Genomic DNA, 23,816 nt, shown 5'->3' on the forward strand with positions numbered 1-23,816 from the left:
TAAATTTAGGGTTTGATTATAATCAAAAAGTGAAATTTTAAGATGTCTCGTTGAGCTTTTTAATGTAGAATGAAGGAAGAAGTCCTGTATCCTTTTTGAAGTACTTTGTAAACGAATCTGCACTTTTATATCCCAATTCTGTAGCTATCGAACTAATGGTATAATTGCGGAATTTTGAATCTTGCTTCAATCTTTTGATAGCATAATTAATGCGCAAGTCATTTATATATGTACTAAAATTTTTACCAAAATGCGCATTAATCACCTTAGAAAGATAAGTGGTATTTGTTTTGATACGCTTTGCCACATTAGGAGCGCTACATGCTGGGTGTAAGAAATAGTGTTGCTCCTCCAGTTTTTTAAGACCGTCTAGTATGAGCTGTGTGGTCTCTGGATTTACATCTGAGGTAGTTTGTTCTTCTAGCACCTCATCCTTAGTGTCAATAATATTTTCAGACTCCTTTGCCGCCGAAACTTTAGCCTCAAGAATATTGAATTTTTCCTCATTTTCTTTTCTCTTTTTATTGCTGCAAAAGAGACCATAAACAAGTACGAGAATAATAAGTGCTCCAGCTATACCTCCATACAGAAGTAGGTTCTCCTTTTGAGATTTTTGCTTTGAAAGTTCAATAAGCTCTTTTTGAAATTCTTTAATTTCCTGTTTTCTAAAAGAGTTTGAAAGTCCGCTTCTCAGGTCATTGGATTTGCTAGTGGTATTGAGGTGCTTCTCAAGAAAATAGTTTGCGCTATCTACCATACCAACGTTTTTATAAGCCTTAGCAAGTGTTTTATAATAGTCTGCCATAAACTTCTCCTCTGCAGGAGTAACCCTATAGGTTTTCAACCCTTTATTTAAGACGTTAATTGCTTCTTTGTATTTTTTATTACCCAGATATATCGCTCCCTTAGTATTACTCCATCTCAAACTATCTAAGGCAGACTTTGGACGGCAGTATTCTGTTGATTTCTTGAGATAAATACTTGCTTCATCAAAATCGTTTTTATCTACTAGCGTATTTGCTTTAAGTTCAAAAGCGGTACTTATGTAACAACTATCTACAGGTAAAAAAATAATTTCTTCCGCTCGATTTATATATAGCAATGTAGAGTCTAAGCGACGCGCATTACGATGAGCCATGGCAATATTAAGATTAAAAGATATTTTGAGTTCGCGTCTTGTAATAATCTTCTTGTCTATTCTAATATTCTCGTCAGATACGCTGCGCAGTCCTCTTCTTAATATTTCTATGGCACCGTCATAATCTTCCATGTTGCCTTTTATCCAGCCCAGGGTATTAGTAATACCAAATGCTGTTGCATAATCCTCTTCTTGATACGCTAGCTCTAATGCTTTGTAATAAGAATCTATGCTTTTGGTAATTAGAAAGTTTGAATCATAAACAACCGCTTTAGTAACATGAGCTCTAAGTGCAAGTTCGTTAAGCTCATTAGCCTCTGCAATAGTAATGGCTGTGTCTAATGCTGCAATACTCTCTTCTACCTCTCCCTTAATCCCAATGAGAAAACCATATCGACCATACCCAAAACTAATTTCCTCTTGATTATTTTCTATAATCGCTCGGTTTTTATGGTACTTAGTAACCTCTATCGCGCGCAGAGTATCCTTTTTATCCCTCAACTCGGTTAGTATAATCTCTCTCAACTCATCATAACTAGTGGTAGCAAGAGTGTCCTGCTGCGCAATAGCCGCAGAAGCACTAAGAGTAAGTACAAAAGAAAATAGAAGGTGCAAAGACTTAGTCATATGGTATGAGTGTAACAAGGCTTAACAATGTTACAACATCTCAAATATAAGTAAAGCTTAGGGTACTCTTAATTACATAGAAATCTTCTGTATAGTATATTTTTGATCCAATTGAGAAATAGGTATAATCAAGATTTGCTCTTGCTCATCAATACCACCATAATTTGATTGTATTGTCATCTTTATAAAGCGAGGCACTCTTGATTCTTTAAAAGTGTTGTTTGTAATATTTATAATCCACTCACCTTTTTTAGAATCATCATCAATTATAAATTCCTTTGATAACAAACCATTAGTGATAACATCAGATTTATCTGGCGTACTCAAATTTTGCGACCAATTGTAGAATTTTTTTGCTGGATTTACAAACTGTAAATCAAACTCCATTTGAGGGTCGTTCCATTCAATTAAAATCCTTTTATCAATTAATTGTACTGTTTCATAAAATGCCGAAGGCACTTCTTCATAATTTATACGATCTTTATTTTTTGTAAGAAGATGTCTTAATTCTGTTTCGGCTATCTTAATTAGTTCTGGAGAAATATTATAAGTGGTAGAATCTGCAGAGAGAATACTTTTGAGAGTTTCAAAACTCTTTAGGTATTTACCTTCTTTTTTATATGACTGTATAACATCAAGGTGTGACTGCGACTCTTCTGGAGCTAATTTTAGTACACGCTCATGGATTTTTAAGGCTTGTTTATATAAATTCTGTTCCTCTAGAAAAAAGGCAAGCGACCTTAACACCCTTGTATTGCTGTCTGCTATGTCTAAAATTGTTGTTAGCCCTCTAACTGCCTGATCTTTATCTAATGGCTTTAAAACCTTGTAATAAGCTATATAGTTGTTTACATCTAAAGGATCTTCATCTATTTTATTCAAAAACTGCTGCTGTAATGTTTTTAGATTTTCCGTAGTTGCTGCATTGTATATTCCAGTCTTTCTGGAAGACGAAAATGTTTTTGCACCTTCTTTATAATCATTATTCTTTGCGAGAGCGCTTTGTGATTCTTTAGTGTCGATAAAGTCTCCACTCATAGTTGTAATTTCTATAACTCCGTTTCGTCCTAGCGCACCATACTTATTGGTTCCCGCCAGTGTAGACTTAAATGTTATATTGTCAATTCTATTTAAATCAAGAAATGTAGGAGGTGTTTGCGTTAACACTCCGTCTACAGCAAATAGAATCTCATCACCTTGTAGAATGGATGATCGCTTTCTTGTATGATAGGTTGCTTGATCACCTTCTCCTTTAACAAGAATAGTTAGAAAACGCCCTCTTATTAGGTCTGCTAGAAATGAAAAACCACCTGGATTAAAGTCTTCTTTATCTATCGATTGATACCCTATCCCGGATCTTTCTTTTTGGGCAAGTCTCTTTTCCTTATCAGTTAGGTTTTTGTCTTTCTTTTGTTTTGCCTCACCAGTAAGAGCTACTTCATTTAATATCTCATACTGAGATTCTAGTTCCACTTTTAAGAACGAGTTATCTAAAATAATGATTTCCTTTGCCTTAGTGTCTTTATACTCAAAACTTAAAATAGCACCCTCTTGAGTAGTGATTACAAAATCACCATTACTATCTGTTATCACTTCATTAAGAGATCCTTCTTGAATAACGTAGCATCCAGAAACAGCTGTGTTATTTAATAAAACTTTTCCTCTAACTTCAATGTTTTCATCAATACCTTTCACCTTATCAGAAAGTGTTTTCTCAAAACTATTTATTGAGTTAGAATGGTCTAATTGAGAAAGGTTTCCTTCATAATCATTCCCTTTTACTAAGGCGCTATTTACTTCTTTATTTACTACTGTATTAATTATGATTGCCCCATTGCTGGCTGTAGATCCATATTTAAAGTATGCCATATCACCTGGCATTACATATATGCTGGAAATAGAGCTAGCGTCGAGATATAGTGGCAATGATGTAAATGGAATATCATCTACAATAAAATATCCTATTGGATTAACATTAGTTATAAATTGAGCAAACCGACCAGTTCCTTTTACCGTTAATCCCGGAACAATTTTTAAAACATCTGCTACATACTTTGCTCCTGAAGGAAAATCCTCTTTTGTCAATATACCATAAGCTTCTTCAACAGAGGATTGCTTATTTTTATTTACAGCACCACTACCCGTTACTACCACCTCATTGAGAACATCAAATGATTTAGTTAACCTTATCGAGAGATCCCTTATATTATCATCAACAACTACTTGTTTTGAATCCATACCTATGAATTCAAAATTTAATATATCCCCTTTTTTAGCAGGTAATTTAAAACGCCCACTACGATCTGTTTTAACCTCCTTAAAAGTATTATTTATACTTACTAAAACTCCTGAAAGTGGCTGCTCATCAAAGAATACAGTTCCTGATATCGTAGTAATATCATTTGCCGAAATCTTAATAGTCTCAGTAAATACACCATCAGATGTATTGAGTAAGTTTTTGGCTTCTTTAATTTTTCTATTGTACAATGGTATGTACTTACCCTCATTATATTGAGCCCATTCATTGAGAACTAAGTGATTAGCACTCTGAGTACTGCTCACAACTATAAAATCCCCAGATGTATATAAAGGATCATGATTCCCCAAATTAACATGCCCATCAGAAAATAAAAAGGTCACATCAGAATTTTGAGGTATTTCAGCCAATTCACTAGCATCAGTATTACCAAAATATGATTGATTCTCTAAAAATCGATATAATTCATCTTGTGATAATCCGTAATTATAAGATTTTTTATCATTTATTGTATTACTAAAAACAATGACGTCAACCTCTCCAGGGTTGACATCATCTAAATATTCTTTCAAGAGCTCTATTTCCTTATCTAAAGATCTATCTACCATAGATCTAGATACATCCCAGAGAATAGAAACACGGTCTACCTTGGTGTTATTCATCACAGAATTATTTTGAAGTGATGGCTTTGCTAGTACAGACAAATCTACACCATTTGAAGTTTGTTTAACCCAACCGTCTTGACTTACCGACCTTAAGAAAGATCGTTTAGAATTAAGACTTTGAGAGATTGCAAGACCTAACTCTTCACCATAAACTTCTAGAAGCTCTATGCTTAGAACAATATCTTGACTTACAACAATATTAGCTGGTATTAAATTTATAGTTTCAATACCGCTCCTAGAAGAAATAGTATGGTAGATAGGCTTAGACAGAAATTGCTCTCTTGGGAATCCTTTATCATAATTATAAATATTCACACGTATTTTTATACTGTCCGAAATATTTTCAACAACATTGAAGCTAACCTTTGATAATTTATGCCTTCCTTTTGGAATCTTAATAAAACTAGCTATTTCTCCCCCTAATGCCTCCTTATCTTTCCAGTAGGCTAATAATTCATTAGTGCGCTGTTTAGACCCCAATCGCACTGCTTTTCCCCATTTTGAAGTCAGCATCACTTCATCTAACCCATAGACATCTTTAACGAGTTCAATAGTGTTATCTTTTTGAAATTTACTAACCAATTCCTCAAAAGAATAGCTCTGTGTTTTATACCCTACAACTGAAAATTGGATGACATCGCTATCTACAATTTTACTTTCATCAAATTGTAAGGACATGAAACCATCTTTATTAGTTACGGTTCCTATTGCTTTATCTACGAAACCAGCATTCACATATGGAATACCTAAACGAGTATCGCTGTCAATAATATTAGCCTCTATAGTTATTACATACTGAGCACTACATAGAGAACTAAAAAAAAGAATGATTAAAAAAGTAAATTGTTTCATAAAAGTGATTTTTGATTGATTAAGCTATTTTAACAAAAAGGATGCCAAAATCGTAATTAATTTGCATTTACCCGCTCATTATCTTCACTTTACACATGATTAACGTAATATAATTAATGTTAGTAGACATCCACATATAAAACATTTAATCTCAAAAAATAATTGGTTCACACCAAGAGAACTTTCCTATTCACATAATTATTCAAAATACAATTTAGCCAACACTGACAGCGGTATAACTCTCACAAAGAATATTTATACTTTTTAAATTATGTATGTCTTGTATGCTTTCGCGAAAGCGCCACATCCCCAATTAAAGGTAACATCCAATTGATTTTTAATATCTTTAAGAGAGATTCAAAAAAGCAACCCTTATGAAACGTCGTTCCTTTATCCAAAAAAGCGCTGCAGCTAGCGCAGCTTTTACAATCGTTCCTAGCTTTGTGTTAGGCGGAAATCATGTACCTCCTTCTGATACTTTGTATATAGGAGCAATAGGTGTAGGTGGTCGCGGAGGTGGCGTGGTGAATGATCTTACAAACTATGGTAAAGTGAAGTTTGTAGCTATGTGTGACGTAGATGATAAGATGGGTGCTGCAAGCTATGCCATGCATCCTAAGGCCAAAACATACAGAGACTTTAGAAAGTTATATGACAATCATATTAAAGAAATAGATGCGATAATGGTGGGAACACCAGATCACACACATGCTACCATCGCATTACCTTTTATGCGTGAGAATAAACATGCCTATGTAGAGAAGCCTCTTACGCATAACATTTATGAAGCTCGCTTAATGGCAACCGTAGCACAACAACAAGGCATTGTAACCCAGATGGGAAACCAAGGAGCTTCTGGTGATGGGATTAGAGTAGCGCAGGAGTGGATTGACGCAGGGGTAATTGGTACTGTCTCCCGTGTAGACTGCTGGACTAATCGCCCCGTGTGGCCACAAGGATTTAAACATATTACAGAAGGACATCCTGTACCAAAAAACCTAGATTGGGATTTATGGTTAGGACCCGCTAGTTACAGACCTTATAATGAGAATTATCTACCGTTCAATTGGCGTGGCTTTTGGGATTTTGGTACAGGAGCAATGGGTGATATGGGTTGCCACATTATGGAAACTCCATTTAAAGCATTAAATCTAGGCTTTCCTTATGAAGCCGAAGCTAGTTGCACGAGCATCTGGTCTGGAGATTTTGTGGAGGCAGATTATCGCGAGGCTTGCCCACCAAGTTCTATAGTACGATTAAAGTTTAACTCTCCTACGCAAGGTGACGTGGGATTAAACTGGTATGATGGAGGAATTATGCCGGATTTACCTAGCGAACTAGGAGAAGGTGAGAAGCCGGGAGATGGCGGTGGTGGTAGCATTTTTTACGGTAGCGATGGCATTATGGTTACAGATACTTATAGTGCAAACCCTCGACTACTACCTAGCGAGCGTATGAAAGATATGGCTGCAGTTCCGCAAACAATTAAAAGAGTGACTACTGGACACGCTGGAGAGTGGGTTGAGGCGTGTATTAATGGTGGTACTACATCATCCCCATTTTCTTATGGAGGGCCGCTTACGGAGGCTGTACTTATGGGCAATCTTGCAATTAAAGCTTTCCAATACAAAGAATTGAAAGAAGGTAAAAAATCAGGAGACTGGGATCCATATAACTATCCTGGTCGTCGTACGATTAAGTGGGATGGTGATAATATGCGAGTGACTAATTATGAGGAAGCAAATGCATGGGTAAAACGTGAGTATCGCAAGGGATGGGAGATTTAAAAAACAAAAAAGTCTGTAACCTAATAGCTACAGACTTTTTTATTTTATAGAACTTTATCTGATCTAAAACTCAGCCTTTCTTTTTTCAAGAAATGCTGTGGTTCCTTCTATGAATTGGTCGGTTCCAAAGCAACCTCCAAATTCTTCAATTTCCGTGTCATAACCATCTACACCGTCTTCAAATCCGGCATTTACGGCGTTAATTGCTGCTGCGATTGCCATAGGTGAATTACGCATGATTTTACCTCCTAGCTTCTCTGCAAGTGGTAATAATTCTTCTTGTGCTACGATATGATTGATAAGACCGTAATCAAGCGCAGTATTTGCATCTATCATTCCTGCAGTCATGATCATCTCCATTGCACGTCCTTTACCTACTAGTTGTGGTAGGCGTTGTGTACCACCATAACCTGGTATCACGCCTAAGCTTACCTCTGGAAGCCCCATGCGTGCATTATCACTAGCTATTCTAAAATGTGCCGCCATCGCAAGTTCTAGTCCGCCGCCTAGTGCAAAACCATTAATTGCAGCGATCACTGGAGTTCCCATATCTGCTACATAATCAAAAAGCATTTCTTGTCCTTTACGAGCAAGTTCGGCTCCTTCAGATTCTGAGAAATTTGCAAACTCTGAGATATCTGCTCCTGCTACAAAAGCTTTTTCACCAGAACCGGTTATGATTGCAACGCGTACGGTTGCATCTTCTTCCGCTTTCGCGAAAGCGTTATGAAGTTCCTCAATAGTCTCTTTGTTCAAAGCATTGAGCTTAGATGGACGATTGATTGTGATGGTAGTGATACCGTTTTCTGTAGTTGAAAGAATATTATTGTACATAATACTATGTTGATTTTTAAAATTGGTTCTTATATGGCAGTAATAGCCACGCTTTAAAACTTCTTATTTTGGAAAAACAACTTTAAATACAGTTCCTTTTCCTTCTTCTGAAGTAAAGGTAATACTTCCATTATAGGTCTCCATAATATTTTTTACCATTGCTAGTCCTAGGCCCATTCCGCTAGATTTGGTTGTGAATTTAGGCTCAAAGATTTTTACTTCATTCTCTGCTGAAATCCCTATTCCATTATCTGTCACAGTAATCTCAACCTCCGTTTCTAGCTCTTGTACAGCTACAATAATATTAGGATGCTCTGTAGTCTTGGTTGCTTGCACTGCATTTTTAACCAGATTTGTAACTACGCGAATTAACTGTGTGCGGTCAAAATTTGCATAGAGCTCTTCCTTTTCACTAGAAAAGTAGATGTAACGTTCATTAAATATATCTACTGAAAGCTTTACAATATTGGGCACATTAAGAATTTCGCTTTGCTGTGCAGGCATGTCTGCAAAGTTTGAAAATGCACTCGCAATACTGCTCATTGTATCTATTTGCTGTATGAGCGTCTTGCTGTATTCCTTTATTTTATCGTGAACCTCTGGATCTTCTGGGTCAAAACGGCGCTCAAAACTCTGTACAGAGAGTCGCATAGGCGTAAGCGGGTTTTTAATCTCATGTGCTACTTGCTTTGCCATCTCTCTCCAGGCGGCCTCACGCTCGTTTTGCGCAAGCTTCACCGCACTACCTTCTAGCTCATCAATCATGCGATTATAAGCGTTTACTAAGGTCGTAAGCTCTGATGGAAGCTCTGTGGTATCAATTTTCTCGTTACGTTTATCTAGTTGGGTTTCTTTTATGTTATCCTCTACCGTTTTGAGCGTTTTTGTAATATACCTCGCCAGAAAATAAGCGAGCAAAATTGCGGTTAATACCATAAGGATATTTACCACCACCAGACGCCACAATATCTCTCTGAGTTCCTTATTAATAAAAGCCTCACTATCTTCATACTGTATCTCAAGTATGGCGAGTGGTCTATATTTAGGGTCATTTATATAGCTATAAGAGAGTTGTTGAGACACCTCACCATCCAGCTGATTTACATATCGTTTTTCTTCAGATTTTTCTAAGTTTTCTAAGGTCTCAAGACATAATTTCTTTTGCGCGGGACTATCAAATAATTGATCTGTAGACGAGATAAGAGGCTCCCCATCTAGATCATACATTGTGAGATTCTCACCCTGTATACTTGCGATTTCATATATTTTCTCCTTAAAGATATACGGTATTCTATCTGTCTTGAGCTCCCAGCTGGTGTTATCTAATACAAAGTCTATGGTTTTCTTAATGGAAGACTCTTTACGTTCTAATCGTTCCTCATTATAGTCTCTTATTTGCTCTTTGTATTGAAAGTAAGTAACAGCAGCAATCATCAAGAAGGCAATCAATACCAATGCAAGCATTGAGGTAAAGATTTTTGTGCCAAGGGATGTACGATTAAAAGTGAGCATTAGGCATCTGGATTTTTATCTTGTATTTTCTTATACAGTTTTATGCCTAGCATCAATAATACTGCCAGACCTACAAGACCTAGCATTCCAAAAATCCAATTGGTTGTGCTTTTTGTGACTGCTAGAAAAACAACCGCAAAAAGTATAAGCGTTGCTCCTTCATTCCAAAGGCGCATTTGTCTAGAAGTATATTTAAAAGTACCTGCTTGAAATGTCTTGTGTATACGCCAGGTTTTCCAATGATATAAAAACAACAACACAATAAAAGCAAGTTTAATATGCATCCACGGGGCACTAAAAAGCCCTGGATTTATATAAAACATCAAACTCCCAAAAATCACCGTGAGGACCATAGAAGGGCCTGTAATAATCTTCCATAGGCGGTGTGCCATTAAGCCAAGTTGCTTGCCAAGTATCTCTTTATCTGGTGATGGTTTTTCACTAGCTTCTACTTGATATACAAAAAGACGCGGCATATAAAATAAGCCAGCAAACCAAGTGACCACAAAAATGATGTGTAGGGATTTGAAATAAGGGTAGTATTCTGCCATAATGGTAAAGATACGAAGCAAGACAAAACAATAAAGGCGCAGAATCTCTTCTGCGCCTTTCTAATAAGAATATTACTTATTTACTCTTTTGCATCTTCTACAAAAAGATAATCTAACTTCAAGCTATTAAACTCTTCATTAAATTTTGACACCTCTGCATCTAGCATTGTGTCAAAGGCATTGAGTTGTGTATTGATTGCTGCCGTAAGTTCATTTTTTACAGCTACGTCTTGGTCTGTAGGTCCAAAATCTCCCATACCCACAAGGCTGTTTAAATGCCCTAATTTATTAGTTAACTTAATAGGGAAGTTAAGCGGATCTTGACCAGAACGGTTCTTAGTCTGATAGAGTTCTTTCTCAATCTTACCAAACTCTTCCTGCATTGTTTTTGCTTTCTCACGCAGTACTTCTGTACGTGGGTCGTCTTTATATTGCGCAGTAAATGACTTGAGTTGCTTATTGATTTTTCTAATCTTTTTGATACTCTGGTGCGCTCTGTCTACAGATTTATTTACATCAGAAATGAAATCGTGTTGCTTCTGCATATCTGCCACTGTCGCCTCTGCATTAGGATTTGCAACAATTTCAAAAGTCTCTGTTTGCACATCACCATTTACATTAAGTGACACTTTGTAATTACTAGGTACTGCTTGTGGCCCGTCAAGACTTGCCCACCATAATATCATACCATCTAGACGCTCTGCGCCGTCTATTCTAGTATTCCAAGCAAACATATTTCCACCTTTTTTGGCTTTCAGCTTTTTCTTTTTACTACCTGTACTATATGATTGCAAAGTATCACCCGCCATACTCATATAAGTAAGGGTAACGGTATCCTTTTTCTTATCAAAATCCTTGAGGTTAAAATAAGTCATCACACCACCTGGATGATTAGTTCCAGCTGTAAGGCTCGATCTACCACCACGGCCGCCCATTCGGTACGTTTTCTTAGGTTTAAACAATTTATTTGTTCCCGCTTTCGCGAAAGCGGACTGATGCAACATTCCCAAATCATCTATAATCCAAAGGCTACGTCCCTGTGTTGCTACAATGAGGTTGTCATCCTTAATCGTAAGATCTGTAATAGGGACGATAGGCAAGTTAAGTTGGAATGATTTCCAGTTTTTACCATCGTCAAAACTGATGTACATACCCGTCTCTGTACCGGCGTATAACAAATCTTTTTGTTTTGGATCCTCACGTACTACGCGTGTAAAATGCTCTGTAGGTATACCACTTGTAATCTTTTTCCACGACTTACCGTAGTCTGTAGTTTTATATAAATAAGGAGCAAAGTCACCTAATTTATAACGTGTTCCAGCCACGTAGGCTGTTCCTTCTTCAAAGGCAGATGGCTCCACACTATTAATCATCATATTTTTTGGCATCCCTTTAGGGGTTACGTTTTCCCAAGATTGCCCTCCATTACGAGTAACGTGTACAAGTCCATCATCACTACCTACCCAGAGAAGTCCTTCTTTAAGAGGAGACTCTGCCGCTGCAAAAATGGTACAGTAGTACTCTACAGAAGTATTATCTTGTGTGATAGGTCCTCCAGAAGATTTCATTTTTTCTGGGTCGTTAGTCGTAAGATCACCACTTATTACTTCCCAGCTTTGACCTTCATTTTCACTCACGTGCACGCTTTGTGAGAATGTGTACAATCTGTTAGGATTATGCTTTGAGAAGATGATAGGGAAATTCCACTGGAAGCGGTATTTCATATCCTCCACACCGTGACCCATTGGGTTATCTGGCCATACAGATACGCTACGTACGGTATTTTTCTCGTGGTTTACACGCGTTAAGAATCCGTCGTAACTTCCTCCATACACAATCTCATTATTTTCTGGATCTACAGCTATATGTGCAGACTCACCACCGGCGGTACTCTCCCAGTCATTTTCTGTAATGCTACCACCTTCTGTGCGGTGCGGAATGCGTATTGTGCTATTATCTTGCTGCGCTACATAAATTCTGTACGGAAAGGCATTATCTGTAGTCACACGATAAAACTGAGCCGTAGGCTGGTTCATATACGTACTCCAAGAGCGACCACCATCATAAGACACTTGTGCGCCACCATCATCACCTATAATCATACGGTTAGGGTCTTCTGGAGCTATCCATAAGTCGTGGTGATCTCCGTGCGGTGCGTTATGTGTGCTGAAGGTTTTACCTCCATCTGTCGATTTGTGGTAACGCACGTTCAGTACATACACTGTATTCTCATCCTTAGTATCTGCATATAGACGTGTGTAATACCAAGCACGCTGGCGTAGCTTACGCTCATCGTTTATTTTTTTCCAAGTCGTACCTGCGTCTGTAGAGGTATATAAACCTCCTTGCTCTTGGTTTTCTACCATTGCATACAGACGGTTACTGTTTGCTGGAGAAACAGTGATTCCCATAATCCCTAGTATACCTTCGGCAAAACCATCGTTTGTAGAAATCTCTTTCCACGTCTCACCGCTGTCTGTACTTTTCCACACGGCCGATCCTTCTCCCCCAGAACTTAAACTGTAAGGTGTCCTACGAGCATTCCACGTAGTAGCGTACAGTACTCTTGGGTTGTTTGGATCTATAATTAAGTCAACGACACCACTATCTGCGTTAGAAAAGAGTGTTTTTCTCCACGTCTTACCACCGTCTGTACTTTTATAAACGCCACGCTCTTGTGTAGGTTTATAGATGTTACCTAAAACCCCTGCATATACTATATCAGAATTAGTAGGATGTACACGTATTCTTGGCACGTGGCGGCTGTTTTTAAGACCAGACTGTATCCAAGTTTTCCCTGCATCTTCAGACTTCCAGATACCATATCCAGAAGATACGTTACCTCTTAGCGTTTTCTCACCACCACCTACATAAATAACGTTTGGGTCGCTTTTTGAAACCTCAACGGCTCCTATACTTCCTCCAAAATAGCCATCTGAGATATTTTCCCATTCTTTACCGCCATTTGTAGTGCGCCACACACCACCACCTGTACTTCCCATATAAAATAGGTCTGGTTGTCCCGGCACTCCAGTAACGGCAGCACTTCGACCACCACGGAAAGGGCCAATGAGTCTATATTCTAAAGCTTCGTAAGTAGAAGGGTCTGGTGTTTGTGCAAACGTATCAAAAGATAATACTGAGCACACCGCCAGTAATAGGTAGCATAATTTTGTCTTCATTTGGATTGTGTTTGTTATAGCTAAGAAAATTACACAATTCTCTATGAAGTAAGAAGCAAGGATGAATTTTTAACGCTTTCGCGAAAGCGTATACCTTATAATCTCTATAAAATTAACGTCATTATTATCATCTCAATAACGAAGAAAAAAAGAAAAGCAATCGTCATCTAGACAAAGGAGAGATAATACATCAAGCTCAGAAAATCTATCAATACTCAACGACAACGGCTCACAATTATGAGATTTATCGGCAAGCTTGAAATGACAGAGATACGTTTTGGAGTGCTTCACTTTTTCGCGAAAGCGCAGAAATACTACTCTTCTATTACTACAAGATTATTTTTTACATCACGCCTTAAATAATAACCCGTAACTACGGTAGACAATACATCTGCAATAGGAAATGCAATCCATACTCCCCAAACACCAAAAAAGTTAGGTAGTATGAGTATAAGCGGGATTAAGAAAAAGCCTTGTTTCGTAAGGCTGAGCAGTAAAGCTGGTATCGCTTTACCTATGGCTTGAAAATACACAGCTCCTATTAACTGTATTACAATAACTGGTGTCGCAGCGAAGACAGTGCGTAGTGCATTAGGGGTGCGTTCCATCAATACTTTATTATCTGCTACCGCCTGGGCTTGTGCGTTACTATCGCTTATAAACCAAGACACAAAAAAATCTGGCACCGTCATTATGATTATAAAAATGGCTAGTGCAAGACCGCCTGCATAAAGAATGGACGTCTTGATAGTTTCTCGCACGCGCGCGTATTGGTTTGCTCCATAATTATAACTCGCGATAGGCATAAATCCTTGTGTGACCCCTATCACGGGAAACAATGCAAACATTAACATCCTGCTTATAATACCATAACTAGCGACGTCAAGGGCATCTCCATAATTGATAAGTACATTGTTAAGTAATATAGTAAGCACAGAAATTACTCCTTGTCGCGCAAGTGTCACAGAACTCAAACCAGAAATTTCTGAGACGATTTTTCTTGTAAGCACAAGGCATTTAGGTACAATTCTAAGTTCGCTCTTAAAAATGAAAAACCATACGATAAAAGCAAAACACACCGCATAACTTGCAAACGTTGCCCAGGCAGCACCTTCCATCCCATAGCCTAGCACATTGATAAGAAGGTAATCCATCCCTATATTACCTATGGCTGGGAGAATCATCGCATACATCGCAAATTTAGGTTTACCCTCTGCGCGTATCACGTTGTTACCCATCATACACATTGCAAGCATTACAATACCGTAAAGTACAATGCGGTAATAGGTGAGCGCCATATCTTTAAAAGAGTCATCTGCTCCAAAAAACTCTATGAGCGTATTTTGAAAAACGAGTCCTAGAATTGCTAGTAATCCCGATACTAAAAATGTGAGTGTTATTTGATTACCAAAAACTCGAAGCGCCTTATCGTCATCACCAGAACCTAAGGCTCTAGACAGTACAGAACTACCACCTATACCTACGGCGAGGCCTATAGCTGCTATAAAAAAGGTTACGGGTATAACTACTGTAATGGCACTAATGGCAAGAGGACCTATCCATCTTCCTACAAAGATGGTATCTACTATATATTGAGCGACATCACGAGTATCCCTATAGATGCGGGTACAGCTTGCTGTACGAGCAACTTTGATATGGGTTGTGTGCCTAGTGCTGTAGATTTTTTATTTGCCAATAGATATTTGCTAGTTTATTATATAATGAAACGTTATCAAAGTTTTAACGTAAGCTAGGTAATAGATTATTTACTTTTGCCACGTGCAATATGCTGTATAACAGTAAATTAATGTTTCCCAAACATCCTCAGATATGAGTAATTTAATTCAAGTTAAAAAACTTTCTTTTGCAACTATTGAGTTTTATAAAACTTTTATAATATGCAAAATGAAAGAAGGAATCGTATTAGATATTTCAAAAACTATAGAACTTCACGAGCAATCTCGCGCATTTTATAACGGGCTTAAATACGGCTTCATCTTTGACAGAACAGTAGACTTTACAATAGACCCCATAGTCTATATGAAATGTCCGTACTACCCAGACATAAGTGCTTTACACATTGTAGCAGATAAAATTACTACGAAGAAAGTAATTCACTTTGAGCAGAATTTTACAAAATATCCTATTAAGCTCTTCATCACTATCGACGAAGCAATAAGCGTTATGAACAACGTTCCCTTTGGAGAAAAGTCAACCTTCTCTGAAAAAGAAGGGACTATAAACCCAAGGCAAACTAAACTGCGCTCTAAAGCTTAAACAACTTAACTACGCTATAGCCTTACCAGCCTCTACAAGCGCCCATTCATTTATCCACCCTGCAACAACACCTGCCCAGTCATCACGATCATTGATACAAGGAATGGTATGGAAGTCCTTTCCTCCAGCCTCGTGAAAGATTTCTTCACCCTCCATCGCAATTTCTTCTAGCGTCTCAAGACAGTCTGATACAAATGCTGGTGTTGCAATTGCCATTTTCTTAAATCCTTCTTTACCCATACGTTCTATTGTACGGTCTGTATACGGCTGTAACCACGGGTCAAAACCTAAACGTGATTGAAAGGAGGTAGAGTATGTAAGTGGCTCCATACCTAAATATTCGCCTACTAACCTTGTAGTCTCATAACACTGGTGACGATAGCAAAACTCGTGTGCCTTAGATTGTGACATACAGCAAGAACCATCTATTTTACAGTGCATACTCGTCACATCACTCTTACGTATGTGCCTTTCTGGTACACCGTGATAAGAAAATAAGAGATGTTCATAATCTACACCTTTAAGGCTATCTGCAATAGAGTCTCCTAGCACCTTGATGTACTCTGGCTTGTTGTAAAATGGCTTTACATCTGTAATCTTCATTTTAGGGAAAAACTCAGCACGTATCTCTTCGGCTAGTACTAAGATGGTTTCTGTAGTTGCCATTGCATACTGAGGGTATAATGGTAATAGCATTACCTCATCAATCCCTTGATCGTGTAATTTTTGAAGTCCTTCTTTTATAGAAGGTGTACCATATCGCATTGCGATTTCTACAGGGAGTTTTGTGTGGCTTTGCACTTTTTCCTGCAAGCGTTCAGTAAGAACAATTAACGGTGATCCTTCATCCCACCATATCTTACTATAGGCCTCTGCACTCTTTTTAGGGCGTGTATTTAAGATAATACCTTTTACTAGCAATGCTCTTGCAGCATAAGGAACATCTATTACGCGCTCGTCCATTAAGAACTCGCCTAGGTATTTTTTTACGTCTTTTGGATCTGTACTATCTGGTGATCCCAGATTAACCATTAAAACTCCTTTGTTCATTTGTTGGCAATTTTTCTTTAACAAAAATAAGGCTTAACCTTCTTTTAAATGTTATGATTGTTATAAGACTTTGTGATAATGGTATTAGTTTTTACGCTTTCGCGAAAGCGTACCTACCCCAAGCTCATTAAATACTTTTTTGGGGTGGTACCAAATTTCTTTTTAAAAGCAGCTATAAAGTGACTCGCCGTACTATAGCCTACTTTAAGACCTACCTCATTTACATTATGTGATCCCGTCTCTAGCAACTGGCGTGCGACTTCCATTTTATAGTCAAATAAGAAACTAAACACAGAGTCTCCATAGATTTGTTTAAAGCCTTCTTTTAATTTACTGAGTGAGAGACCTATCTCATCTGATAATTCACTTAGTGTGGGTGGTGCATCCATTCTTGCAATAATTATTTGCTTAGCACGCTTTATTTTTTGCACATTATCCTCATCTACTAGAAAAGGGCATTGTTCTATATCTACATCTGCTGGTCTATTAAAGTAGAGGCTTAGTAGCTCGTAACTTTTTCCTTTAAAATACAATTGCATTATAGAAGGGTGCAAGCTGTAATTCATTAACTGGTTAAGCACAATCGCCATACTAGGTGAGATGCTGCCGTCCTTGTAGTACTTTCTATCTTTATTTTCATCACTTAAGAAATGCATAAAATTTGCCTCGCTTGAAAATAAGCTATGAAATTTCTTGATAGAGATAATGACACTCACCAGCCAGGTCTCTGGGGCGAGTTCTAGATTCATAGGTAAATCACGCTGCGGATTATATAGTAACAGCGAATTCTCATCTGTAATAGAAAGTTGATAGGCTCCATTATTAAAATTAAACACCGCAGAGCCCTTGATACAAAAATGAAACTGTATAAAGCTACTATCTACCTCTCGCTCCACTTGGCTCACATTAGAATCATTGTTATCAAAACGTAAGACATAAAAACCGTCTTCTATTTCAATCTCTTTAAGCAAACCTTGAGCGTTACTTTTTTTATTTAATTCCATTTTATTGATCTCTTTTTTATTTAGAATCACTCTAAATTAAGATGAGGGTATTCCTTTGCCACTAGCAGTCATAACGATAGCTTACACAAATTTACGGTTTATTACAGACGTGATAAACCGCTCTCGACACAAATGATTCTTCTAGCGTTATTTTTTAAGGAGAGTGACCTTTATTTTTGCACTCCCTCATATTTGGGATACAAATAGAATTATACTTTTGAATAGAGAGCAACAGTTTTATGCCATAGGTCTGAGTTACAAAAAAGCAGACGCGACCACGCGTGGGCATTTTGCAATATCAGAAACAGCACAAGCCGCCATTCTTAATGGCGCTCGCGATGAAGGCGTTACGGCTCTTACCGTAATATCTACTTGTAACCGTACAGAGTTATACGGCTTTGCACCAGACGCGATTACACTAGTAAAAATTTTATGCGAGCATACGCACGGAACTATAGAAGAGTTTCTAGACGTAGCATACTTGCACAAGGGAGATGACGCGATTGCCCACCTCTTTAAAGTAGGTACCGGTCTTGATAGCCAGATACTAGGCGATTTTGAAATTATAGGTCAGCTTAAGATTGGTTTTAAGCGTTCTAAAAAACTGCAACTTATTAATCCTTTTATGGAGCGATTAGTAAACGCCGTTATACAAGCCAGTAAGCGCATTAAAAATGAAACCGAGATTTCAAGTGGTGCAACTTCGGTGAGTTTTGCAGCAGTACAATATATAATGGCACGTGTGCCTTATATGTCAGAAAAGAATATTCTTCTTTTTGGTACTGGTAAAATAGGTCGCAACACTTGTGAAAACTTAGTGAAGCACACTAAAAATGAGCACATCACCCTCATTAATAGAACTAAAGAAAAGGCAGATAAAATCGCTGGTAAATTTAACTTACTAGTAAAAGAGTATGCCCAGATAGAAAGTGAGATTGCACAAACAGATGTACTCGTTGTAGCCACAGGAGCTCAAAAACCTACGGTAAGCAAAGAGATTATCCATTCTAAAAAGCCACTTCTTATACTAGATTTATCGATACCTAAAAACGTATCTAATGATGTAGAAGAGCTAGAGAATGTCACACTCATACATCTAGATCAATTATCAAAAATGACAGACGCCACACTTAAGCGTCGTCAAGGATATATCCCACAGGCAGAAGCCATCATAAAGGAAATTACAGATGAGTTTAACGCCTGGTTACAAACCAGAAAGTTTGCTCCTACCGTAAAGGCTCTCAAGGCTAGACTTAAAGAAGTACAAGCCGCAGAGCTAGAAAATGTACGCAAGAAAACTCCAGATTTTAGCGAGGCGACGGCAACAGCTATGAGTGATAAAATCATTCAGAAAATTACAAACCAGGTAGCACATCACCTGCGTCACGCAAATGGAGAAACCGAAGAAAGCATTGCCTTAATTTCCACTATTTTCCAACTAGATCAACATAATGTCTAAAACGATACGAATAGGCACTCGAGACAGTGAGCTCGCTCTCTGGCAGGCAAAAACAGTTCAAAAACAACTAGAAGATCACGGCTATACCACAGAGCTCGTACCTGTAAAATCTACAGGGGACCTCATACTTGATAAGCCGTTATATGAACTAGGTATCACTGGCATTTTTACAAAAACACTAGATGTTGCAATGCTCAATGGTACGGTAGATATTGCCGTGCATAGTATGAAAGACGTCCCTACGGCATTACCTATAGGGATTGTGCAAGCTGCAGTATTACCTAGAGCAGAGACCGAAGATATTTTAGTACACAAAGGCGCGCCAGATTATAAGCAAGCCTGCACCATCGCGACAGGTAGTTTAAGAAGGCAAGCCCAGTGGCTCAATCGCTACCCTAACCACAAAACCACAGATATACGTGGTAATGTAAACACACGCTTACAAAAGCTAGAAGAAAGTGACTGGACGGGCGCCATTTTTGCAAAGGCAGGCCTTAAACGCATTAATGTACTTCCAGAAAATTATGAAGTACTTGACTGGATGATTCCTGCGCCGGCACAAGGAGCTATGCTCGTGGTAGCAATGGAAGAAGATACATTTTCTAAAGAAGCTTGTGCAAAGCTTAACGATCGCACGACAGCATTGTGCACCCATATAGAACGCGAGTTCTTACGCACGCTAGAAGGCGGTTGTACCGCACCCATAGGTGCACTAGCACAAGAAATAGATGGAGCCATACGTTTTAAGGGAGTCCTTTTTTCACTAGACGGCGCGACAAAGATTGAAGTTGAGCAAGTAGTCTCAACAGAAAATGCACTAGGTTTTGGTACAGACTGTGCGCTAGAGGTTCTTGATAATGGTGGTAGAGCATTAATGAAGGAAATCAAGAGTAGCTTGAAAAAATGACCGTGCTATCCACAAAAAAACTAAAGCCTAACCAGCGAGAGCTACTTCTCAATGCAGGCTTACAATTTGTGGAATATGATGCGATACGCACACAAGAGGTTGCTTTTACGCTTTCGCGAAAGCTAAAAAATATCATTATCACCTCTCAAAATGGAGTACGCGCTTTATGTACGAACCTTTCTAGTGAGCAAGTAGAAAGTATAAAAAGTTGTTTTGTTGTTGGCATAAAAACAACAGCACTTCTAGCCGAAAATGGCATAAAAGTGACAAAAACAGCTCAAAATGGAGAAGAATTGGCTCATTTTATAGCCAAAAACCATAAAAACGAATCGTTCACTTACTTCTGCGGGAGACAGCGCAGAGATGAGTTACCTACATTACTCAAAGAAAATAATGTAGCGTGCGAAGAAGTGATGGTTTATGAAACTCATCAAATAACACAGTCTTTTGACCGTACATTTGATGGTATATTGTTTTTTAGTCCGAGTGGTGTGAACGCTTTCGCGAAAGCGAACAAAAACACACGAGCAATAGACAGCACAGCGTTTTGCATAGGCGAGACCACTGCCACAACGGCAAGATTACACTTTAAAAAAGTAATCGTGTCTAATGCAACAACTATAGAAAGCACCATTGCTAAAGCGGTGAAAATATTGAAAGAATAATCTAGAACATAAGCATCTAGAAAAACATAAAATTGTCCCCTCGAGCGCAGTCGAGAGGTTCATTATAAGAGTACAATTAAGTTCTCGACTGCGCTCGAACAGACCTAGAGATATGAGCATAAAAAACGACCTATTTTTAAGAGCACTTAAAGGAGAAACTGTAGACCGTCCACCAGTATGGATGATGCGTCAGGCTGGGAGATACCTTCCAGAATTTATGGAAATCAAAGCAAAGTATGACTTCTTTACACGCTGCCAGACTCCTGAGCTTGCGAGTGAGATTACCGTACAACCTATACGTCGTTATGGGATGGATGCTGCTATTTTATTTTCTGACATCTTAGTGATCCCACAGGCAATGAATATTGATGTAGAAATGAAGCCTAATGTAGGACCGTGGCTACCTAACCCTATACGGTCTGCAAAAGATGTGGAGCAAGTAATTGTTCCAGATATCGATGAGACGCTAGGCTATGTGATGGATGCCATTAAGATGACTAAGGAAAAACTCAATGACGAGATTCCGCTTATAGGTTTTGCAGGATCACCGTGGACGATACTTTGTTACTGTGTACAAGGTCAAGGGTCAAAAAACTTTGACAAGGCAAAAGAGTTTTGTTTTACACAACCACTAGCCGCGCACGCTTTACTTCAAAAAATCACAGATACTACCATTGCTTATCTTAAGAAAAAAGTAGAGGCTGGTGTAAATGCAGTACAAGTTTTTGATAGCTGGGGAGGAATGCTCTCACCAGTAGATTATCAAGAATTCTCGTGGCAATACATACAGCAAATTATAGACGCACTTAAAGATGAGGCTCCCGTAATTGCCTTTGGAAAAGGGTGCTGGTTTGCACTTGATAAAATGGCAAAATCTGGAGCATCTGCACTAGGTGTAGACTGGACGTGCTCTGCACGCAACGCTCGCTACCTTACTGGTGGTAATATCACGCTGCAAGGTAACTTTGACCCTACTCGATTATTCTCACCTCCTAGCGAGATCAAGAGAATGGTGCACGAGATGATTAATGAATTTGGCAAAGACAAGTATATTGTAAATCTTGGTCACGGTATTTTACCTAACATTCCTATAGAAAATGCTGGTGCATTTATAGAAGCAGTAAAAGAGTACAAAGCATAATGAACGTCTGGGCTGTTGTCAAATCTATGGATTTTAAACAGCTGTGGAGCCTTTTTTGGCTCAGTGCACGCCACCCTAGATTTGTGATTCCTACTATAAGAGGAACTCGCAAAACGGTTGCTATATGTAATAAACATTATGGCAAAAAACAGCACCTCAACGGCCCAGAAAATGCTTTTAGACACGCCCTGTGGAATATGCTTATCGTACACCTTAGTGTGCAACGAGGCTTGCCACTGCAGCGCTCGCTGGCGTGGGCAAAACGGTTTACAGACTGGCACGAAGATTTCTCTCCTAACGCACCTTTAGAACGTGCGATGGACTTGCATAATAACCGCGTGGGGCGCGACCTCATCACTAGTCTTTGCGGGCAAGACGAAGAGCAACTGGTGACACAATTGCTGGAAATGGTCCCGCTTTCGCGAAAGCGTACTACTCTAAAAGAAATCAAGCGTTGTGATACAGTACTAGTTCACTTAGGGTGATAATTTAACCATATGTAAACAGGCTATGGAGGGCAAAACAAATACTTTTGAGTATAATTTCTAGCTATGAGAACATTCTACAACAAGCTGAGTTTACGATACACCGCACTTAAAAGGAGTTGGACGCCGCAGCAAAATTTATTTTATGGTTTTCTCACATATGTTTTAGTAGGAACTTTACTCCTGAGCTTGCCTTGGTTACAAAAGACGAGTGCCTCAATACTAGATCATCTATTTATTGCAACCTCTGCAGTGAGTACTACGGGGCTGGTTACGATGTCTATTTTTGACTCATATAACATAGGAGGACAATTTGTTATAATGGCACTTTTCCAGCTGGGAGGTATAGGTTACTTGACCTTTACTACATTTATGCTGCTATCTACTACCCATAAAATAACACCCTGGCATAAAAGTATTCTCAATACAGAGTTTACATTACCCGTTACTATACGTATCAAAGACTTTTTAAAATCTGTAGTACTATATACGGTAATAATGGAAATTCTAGGTGCCATATTATTCTTTATTGCTTTTAAGTCAGATGGTATGGGAACGGGAGAGGCAATCTGGTCATCTATTTTTCATAGTATAAGTGCTTTTTGTACCGCTGGTTTTAGTCTTTTTAATAGTGGATTTACACCTTACGTAGATAATGGACTCATAAACTTTACCATATCAATGCTCGCTATTTGCGGTTCTCTAGGTTTTATTGTGATTACAGACGTGGGCTTATGGTTAAAAAACAGAACACACTCGCTTAGCTTTACAACAAAGATTGTCGCAATAGGTTCGCTTATACTTCTAGCTTTTGGATACTTATTTTTTTACTTCTTAGAGCCGTCCATCTCAAGCCTGAGTGGGTCAGCTCGAGTGAGTGCTGCATTTTTTCAATCTATGACCGCAATGACTACAGTAGGTTTTAATACTGTTGACTTTGGTACTTTTGTATTACCTATGTTACTTGTAACTATATTTTTGATGTACATAGGTGCCTCTCCTTCTGGTACAGCTGGAGGTATGAAAATTACGACACTTACTGCCGTATTTGCCATAATGAAAAGCCGACTCAAAGGACCTAAAAACATCACCTTCTTAGGAAAACGCATTCCTTATGAGCGACTATACGTGGCAACATCATCTTTTATATTTTATACAACACTTATTTTTGTAGGGACGTTTATACTCACATTTTCAGAAGATTTTGATTTTGAAAATATTTTATTTGAAGTGGCCTCTGCACTTGGTACTGTGGGTGTGAGTACTGGGATTACTGGAGATTTAAGCAGTATAGGTAAGATTATTATCATAATCCTTATGTTTATAGGTCGACTAGGTGTACTTACCTTTGGCCTCGCCATTTGGTCAAAAGGAATCACAAAGGAAGATAGAGAAGTTCTCAAAGAAGATATAGCAGTATAAT

The 23,816-nt window shown here is 38.3% G+C and carries 16 protein-coding genes and 1 pseudogene; 8 read left to right on the forward strand and 9 right to left on the reverse strand.

Going from position 1 to position 23,816, the window contains the following annotated elements:
- Positions 1–37 precede the first annotated feature (37 nt).
- Positions 38–1,765 (reverse strand): helix-turn-helix domain-containing protein, encoded by a 1,728-nt coding sequence (locus D017_RS04725; protein WP_035334956.1) that lies wholly within the window; start codon positions 1,763–1,765, stop codon positions 38–40.
- 72 nt (positions 1,766–1,837) lie between these two features.
- Positions 1,838–5,539, reverse strand: coding sequence for a carboxypeptidase-like regulatory domain-containing protein (locus D017_RS04730; protein WP_035334957.1), 3,702 nt, complete (start codon positions 5,537–5,539; stop codon positions 1,838–1,840).
- A 374-nt stretch (positions 5,540–5,913) separates the two neighbouring features.
- Here D017_RS04730 and D017_RS04735 point away from each other — a divergent pair, with 374 nt between their 5' ends.
- The gene (locus D017_RS04735; protein WP_035334958.1) at positions 5,914–7,326 is read left to right on the forward strand and encodes a Gfo/Idh/MocA family oxidoreductase; all 1,413 of its coding nucleotides are present in this window, start codon (positions 5,914–5,916) and stop codon (positions 7,324–7,326) included.
- A 63-nt stretch (positions 7,327–7,389) separates the two neighbouring features.
- Here D017_RS04735 and D017_RS04740 read toward each other — a convergent pair whose 3' ends face one another.
- From D017_RS04740 to D017_RS04760, 5 genes and pseudogenes are all read right to left on the reverse strand, one after another.
- Positions 7,390–8,160, reverse strand: coding sequence for an enoyl-CoA hydratase-related protein (locus tag D017_RS04740; protein ID WP_152023863.1), 771 nt, complete (start codon positions 8,158–8,160; stop codon positions 7,390–7,392).
- A gap of 63 nt (positions 8,161–8,223) precedes the next feature.
- A complete protein-coding gene (locus D017_RS04745; protein WP_225969332.1) occupies positions 8,224–9,624 on the reverse strand; it encodes an ATP-binding protein in 1,401 nt (466 codons plus the stop codon).
- 47 nt (positions 9,625–9,671) lie between these two features.
- Entirely contained in the window at positions 9,672–10,223 is a 552-nt protein-coding gene (locus D017_RS04750; protein WP_035337995.1) for a CopD family protein, read from the reverse strand.
- Between the two features lie 80 nt (positions 10,224–10,303).
- A complete protein-coding gene (locus D017_RS04755; protein WP_035334961.1) occupies positions 10,304–13,405 on the reverse strand; it encodes a glycosyl hydrolase in 3,102 nt (1,033 codons plus the stop codon).
- Between the two features lie 314 nt (positions 13,406–13,719).
- Positions 13,720–15,101: pseudogene (locus D017_RS04760) on the reverse strand (MATE family efflux transporter).
- A gap of 134 nt (positions 15,102–15,235) precedes the next feature.
- On the opposite strand from D017_RS04760, the gene D017_RS04765 reads away from it, so the two are divergent.
- On the forward strand, positions 15,236–15,682 hold the full coding sequence (locus D017_RS04765; protein ID WP_035334962.1) for a hypothetical protein: 447 nt from the start codon (positions 15,236–15,238) through the stop codon (positions 15,680–15,682).
- 9 nt (positions 15,683–15,691) lie between these two features.
- Here the strand turns inward: D017_RS04765 and hemH are convergent, their stop codons facing one another.
- Positions 15,692–16,732 carry a ferrochelatase gene (gene hemH / locus D017_RS04770; RefSeq protein ID WP_035334963.1) on the reverse strand — a complete coding sequence of 347 codons (1,041 nt, stop codon included), beginning with the start codon at positions 16,730–16,732 and terminating at the stop codon, positions 15,692–15,694.
- A 113-nt stretch (positions 16,733–16,845) separates the two neighbouring features.
- Positions 16,846–17,736: an AraC family transcriptional regulator gene (locus D017_RS04775; protein ID WP_035334964.1), complete on the reverse strand. Its 891-nt coding sequence runs from the start codon at positions 17,734–17,736 to the stop codon at positions 16,846–16,848.
- Between the two features lie 217 nt (positions 17,737–17,953).
- On the opposite strand from D017_RS04775, the gene hemA reads away from it, so the two are divergent.
- From hemA to D017_RS04805, 6 genes are all read left to right on the forward strand, one after another.
- Entirely contained in the window at positions 17,954–19,195 is a 1,242-nt protein-coding gene (gene hemA, locus D017_RS04780; protein WP_225969333.1) for a glutamyl-tRNA reductase, read from the forward strand.
- Entirely contained in the window at positions 19,188–20,102 is a 915-nt protein-coding gene (gene hemC, locus D017_RS04785) for a hydroxymethylbilane synthase (RefSeq protein WP_035334965.1), read from the forward strand. Before hemA ends, hemC begins: the two co-directional genes overlap by 8 nt.
- Complete coding sequence (locus tag D017_RS04790) at positions 20,099–20,767, forward strand: uroporphyrinogen-III synthase (protein WP_035334966.1); 669 nt, start codon at positions 20,099–20,101, stop codon at positions 20,765–20,767. The genes hemC and D017_RS04790 overlap by 4 nt, the downstream gene beginning before the upstream one ends.
- Before the next feature lie 112 nt (positions 20,768–20,879).
- Positions 20,880–21,908 carry a uroporphyrinogen decarboxylase gene (gene hemE / locus D017_RS04795; protein WP_035334967.1) on the forward strand — a complete coding sequence of 343 codons (1,029 nt, stop codon included), beginning with the start codon at positions 20,880–20,882 and terminating at the stop codon, positions 21,906–21,908.
- A 26-nt stretch (positions 21,909–21,934) separates the two neighbouring features.
- Positions 21,935–22,393 (forward strand): hypothetical protein, encoded by a 459-nt coding sequence (locus tag D017_RS14925; protein ID WP_160164958.1) that lies wholly within the window; start codon positions 21,935–21,937, stop codon positions 22,391–22,393.
- A 66-nt stretch (positions 22,394–22,459) separates the two neighbouring features.
- Positions 22,460–23,815 carry a potassium transporter TrkG gene (locus D017_RS04805; RefSeq protein ID WP_035334969.1) on the forward strand — a complete coding sequence of 452 codons (1,356 nt, stop codon included), beginning with the start codon at positions 22,460–22,462 and terminating at the stop codon, positions 23,813–23,815.
- Position 23,816: the final 1 nt, after the last annotated feature.

Source organism: Dokdonia sp. PRO95 (genome assembly GCF_000355805.1).
In the GTDB taxonomy this organism is placed as follows: Bacteria; Bacteroidota; Bacteroidia; order Flavobacteriales; family Flavobacteriaceae; genus Dokdonia.

Excerpts from the sequence above, each read along its gene's own strand:
- D017_RS04805 (WP_035334969.1), top strand. The coding sequence starts at position 22,460 with ATGAGAACATTCTACAACAAGCTGAGTTTACGATACACCGCACTTAAA.
- D017_RS04790 (WP_035334966.1), top strand. The coding sequence starts at position 20,099 with ATGACCGTGCTATCCACAAAAAAACTAAAGCCTAACCAGCGAGAGCTA.
- D017_RS04775 (WP_035334964.1), bottom strand. The coding sequence starts at position 17,736 with ATGGAATTAAATAAAAAAAGTAACGCTCAAGGTTTGCTTAAAGAGATT.
- D017_RS04755 (WP_035334961.1), bottom strand. The coding sequence starts at position 13,405 with ATGAAGACAAAATTATGCTACCTATTACTGGCGGTGTGCTCAGTATTA.
- D017_RS04750 (WP_035337995.1), bottom strand. The coding sequence starts at position 10,223 with ATGGCAGAATACTACCCTTATTTCAAATCCCTACACATCATTTTTGTG.
- D017_RS04745 (WP_225969332.1), bottom strand. The coding sequence starts at position 9,624 with ATGCTTGCATTGGTATTGATTGCCTTCTTGATGATTGCTGCTGTTACT.
- D017_RS04740 (WP_152023863.1), bottom strand. The coding sequence starts at position 8,160 with ATGTACAATAATATTCTTTCAACTACAGAAAACGGTATCACTACCATC.
- hemC (WP_035334965.1), top strand. The coding sequence starts at position 19,188 with ATGTCTAAAACGATACGAATAGGCACTCGAGACAGTGAGCTCGCTCTC.
- D017_RS04765 (WP_035334962.1), top strand. The coding sequence starts at position 15,236 with ATGAGTAATTTAATTCAAGTTAAAAAACTTTCTTTTGCAACTATTGAG.
- D017_RS04735 (WP_035334958.1), top strand. The coding sequence starts at position 5,914 with ATGAAACGTCGTTCCTTTATCCAAAAAAGCGCTGCAGCTAGCGCAGCT.
- D017_RS04725 (WP_035334956.1), bottom strand. The coding sequence starts at position 1,765 with ATGACTAAGTCTTTGCACCTTCTATTTTCTTTTGTACTTACTCTTAGT.
- D017_RS14925 (WP_160164958.1), top strand. The coding sequence starts at position 21,935 with ATGGATTTTAAACAGCTGTGGAGCCTTTTTTGGCTCAGTGCACGCCAC.
- hemE (WP_035334967.1), top strand. The coding sequence starts at position 20,880 with ATGAGCATAAAAAACGACCTATTTTTAAGAGCACTTAAAGGAGAAACT.
- D017_RS04730 (WP_035334957.1), bottom strand. The coding sequence starts at position 5,539 with ATGAAACAATTTACTTTTTTAATCATTCTTTTTTTTAGTTCTCTATGT.
- hemH (WP_035334963.1), bottom strand. The coding sequence starts at position 16,732 with ATGAACAAAGGAGTTTTAATGGTTAATCTGGGATCACCAGATAGTACA.